General features: G+C 78.0%; 3 protein-coding genes. 1 reads left to right on the top strand and 2 read right to left on the bottom strand.

The genetic code is table 11. The annotated features are described in order from the left end of the window. Both PSR1_RS22670 and PSR1_RS22665 read right to left on the bottom strand, forming a co-directional pair. Nucleotides 1-1,048, bottom strand: a 1,048-nt coding sequence (locus PSR1_RS22670) for a GtrA family protein (protein WP_160309053.1), incomplete at its 3' end; no start/stop codon positions are given. A 158-nt stretch (nt 1,049-1,206) separates the two neighbouring features. After that, nucleotides 1,207-1,554: a hypothetical protein gene (locus tag PSR1_RS22665; RefSeq protein WP_059439569.1), complete on the bottom strand. Its 348-nt coding sequence runs from the start codon at nt 1,552-1,554 to the stop codon at nt 1,207-1,209. A 213-nt stretch (nt 1,555-1,767) separates the two neighbouring features. On the opposite strand from PSR1_RS22665, the gene PSR1_RS22660 reads away from it, so the two are divergent. After that, nucleotides 1,768-2,967, top strand: a 1,200-nt coding sequence (locus PSR1_RS22660) for a hypothetical protein (protein WP_059439568.1), incomplete at its 3' end; no start/stop codon positions are given.

Below are 2,967 nucleotides of genomic sequence, written 5' to 3'. Positions count from 1 at the left end.
CGAGCACGGCGCCGGCGAAGAGCAGCGCGCCGGCGAACGCCACCGAGTGCGCGAGGTAGAGCAGCAGCGAGAGGACCGCGAGCGCCGCGAAGCGCCCGGGCCCGAGGCGGCCGCGGGTGCGCAGCCAGAACCCCGCCGCCAGGAACGCGAGCGCGAGCCCGTAGCAGAAGTTCCAGAAGCCCATGTGGAACGGGTAGGCGTGCACGAACGGGAACACGGCCAGCGACGCCCACCAGCCGCGCGCGCCGCGCGGGAGGACCGCGCGGAACGAGATCGGCAGCAGCACGGTGTAGCCGCTGAGCACCAGCTTCTCCGCGGTGAGCGGCGAGACGATCGAGAGCAGCGGCGCGAGCAGCGCCTGCGTGAGCCAGTTGGGCTGCGCGCCCCAGTTCGCCTCGTAGTAGCCACGGAGCAGCGGCGAGGCGCCGTGGTGGAGGAGCGCGAGTACGTTCTCGACGTGCAGCGGCCCGTCCTGCGTGGGGAAGTAGCGGACCAGCCAGATGGGCAGGACGTGCAGCGCGACGAGCGCGCCGAACAGGGCCGCCGGGAGCAGGGCACGCCCGCGCGCACCGCCGTCCGGCCCGCGCGCCGCCGCGCCCGCGCCGGCCCAGGCCCACCGCGCGCTGCCCGCCCAGCTCCAGGCGAACGCGAGCGCGATGCCGACCGCCTGCGCCGGCAGGCGCAGCGCCCCGAGCGACGGCCGCCCGAGCGCGTGGCGCGCGAGGAGCGCCAGCACGGCGAAGGTGCCGAGCTGGATCGCGACGCCCACCAGGCTCACCGCGTGGTAGCGGCCGAGCCGCGCCAGGCGCCCGTGCCGGCCGCGGCGATCGCGGAAGGTGATGGCGTCGTGGAGCAGGAAGTTGGAGAGGACGCTCGCCTCGATCGCGACCGCCGACGCGGCCACCTCGGGGACCCCCAGCCCCTGCGCCAGCCCGTGCAGGACGGCCAGGTTCACGACCACGCCGCTGCCGCCCACCGCCGCGAACCGCGCCAGGCGGCCGCCGCCGGGTACACCCCTCCCGTCCTCGATCGTCGAGCCGAGCCTCATCGGGCCGTTCCCCTCTCGGCACTCACGCTGCGGAGCCGTGCCGGCGGGGGCATCCCGCCACGGGTGGAAGGGCCCAACGGTGGTTGCACGGGCGGCCGTACGCCTCGCGCGGGCACCGGCGGCGGCGGCCGCGGCGCCGCCGCGCGGGGCGTTGACGGTCAGTTCAGGTAGCGCGGGCGCGCCGCGGCCGGGACCGGCGGCGCGTCGGCGCCGGCCAGCTCCAGCCCCTGCCGCGTGAGCAGGTACCGCACGGTCCCGCTCCCGCGCTCGGTGTCGAGCTTCGCCTCGAACGCGGGCCCGGTGATGGCCCCGAGCTGGAGCGTCTTCTTGAGGTTCACGATGCGGCCGGTGGCCAGGTCGCCTGCGACGGGACCGGTCGCGGCGTCGCGGCGGTAGAGGTCGAGCGCGCCCTCGTGCAGCGTCGCGGCGAGCGAGGGCGAGAGCGGGATCGAGGAGAAAAGGACCGAGATGAGGGTCCAGTGCGGCGGGGGCGCCTCGGAGGCCATCCGAACGATTGTAACCGAGCGGGCCTGCGCGCGCCCGCGCGAGCCATGTGCGAGCGACGTACGGATGCGGGATGCGCGCGGCGCGCCGGGAGGTATTGCATGGGGAGGTGAAACCGGCGCCGTGGTGGGGCGCAGGGCGGCGCGGGGCCCACGCAGGGAGGAGCCAGCGCCCGCCGGCATGCTTACCCACCGGGCATACGGAGGGACCAGACCGTGATCGAGGATCGTCCGCACCGCCCCGCTGCCGAGCCGCTGACGCCCGGCGCGCTGCCCCGGCGCCTGCGCGGCTGGTTCGGCATGTCGGAGGAGCCGCCCCTCCGCTCGGCCCGTCCGGCGCGCCTCGAGACCGTCCGCCGGAGCTGGGCCGCCGCCTACTGGCAGGCGCGCGTCTCGGTCCGCGCCGGCGTCCCGCTCGACGACTACTTGCGCTCGCGCCTGGCGCGCTACTCCGCAGCGCTGCCCGTGCCGCGCGCGCAGCTCCCGCTCTCCGTCGAGGTCGAGGACGGGGAGATCCTGGTCGGCGAGGCCGCCCCGGAGCGCCGGCCGGCGGAGCAGCCGGCGGACGGCGACGCCTGGCTCGCCGCGCTGGTGCACGTGGAGGGCCCGGCCGTGCGCCAGGAGGTCGCGGAGCTGGAGATCCGCCTCGCCTCGATCGAGGTGGACGCGGACGCCGCGCGCCGCCGCGCCGAGGAGCTGTCGCGCCGCCTCGCCGCCGACGTCGCGGCGGGGACCGTGTGCGCGCCGCCGCAGGTGGAGGCCACCGCCGAGCAGCTCGGGCGTCCCCCGGTGTCGAGCGCCATGCCGCAGGCGGGCCTGCGCGCCTTCGCGACCGCGTCGATCGCGGCCGAGACCTGGCAGATCGCGCTGCCCCTGCTGCGCGCGGCCGGGGTGGACCCCGCCACGCTGGGCGCCTCCGCGGCGCGCAACCCCGCGGAGACCGCGTTCGCGTTCGCGTTCGCGCTGGGCATCGCCGGCGCGCTCCTGGCGCTGGCCTGGGCCGGCTTCGACGCCGCCTCGGTGCTCGCCTCGGGCGAGCAGGACCTGGCGCGCCGCCGCTACTCCGCGGCGGGCGCGGCCGGCGCCGCCCTGCTCTCCGTCGGGCTCGCCGCGGCGGTCGCCGCGCTGCCGGGCGGGATCGGCGGGCTGCCGCCGGCCGTCTCCACGCTGCTGCTCGCCTCCGTGCCGGTGGGCGCCGCCCTCGCGCTCCGCGCCGCGCGCTCGCTGGCCACGCGCCGCGGGCTCGAGCTCACCGACGCGCTGGAGTGGGATCGCACCCGGGCCCGCTCGCTCGCCGATCGCGCGCGGCGCCTCGAGGAGCTGGACTGGGCGGAGGCCGAGGAGCAGGACCTCGAGCGCGAGCGCGAGGCCGCCCGCCGGCGCCTGCGGACCATCGGCGCGCGCGCCGCCGCCGCC

Source organism: Anaeromyxobacter sp. PSR-1, assembly GCF_000964525.1.
GTDB lineage: Bacteria > Myxococcota > Myxococcia > Myxococcales > Anaeromyxobacteraceae > Anaeromyxobacter.
The sequence above is the reverse complement of the archived record's forward strand: the minus strand, read 5'-3'. Positions and strand labels throughout refer to the sequence as shown.

Bases quoted from the DNA above. Each gene is read 5' to 3' on its own strand.
- PSR1_RS22665 (WP_059439569.1), bottom strand. From the start codon at position 1,554: ATGGCCTCCGAGGCGCCCCCGCCGCACTGGACCCTCATCTCGGTCCTT.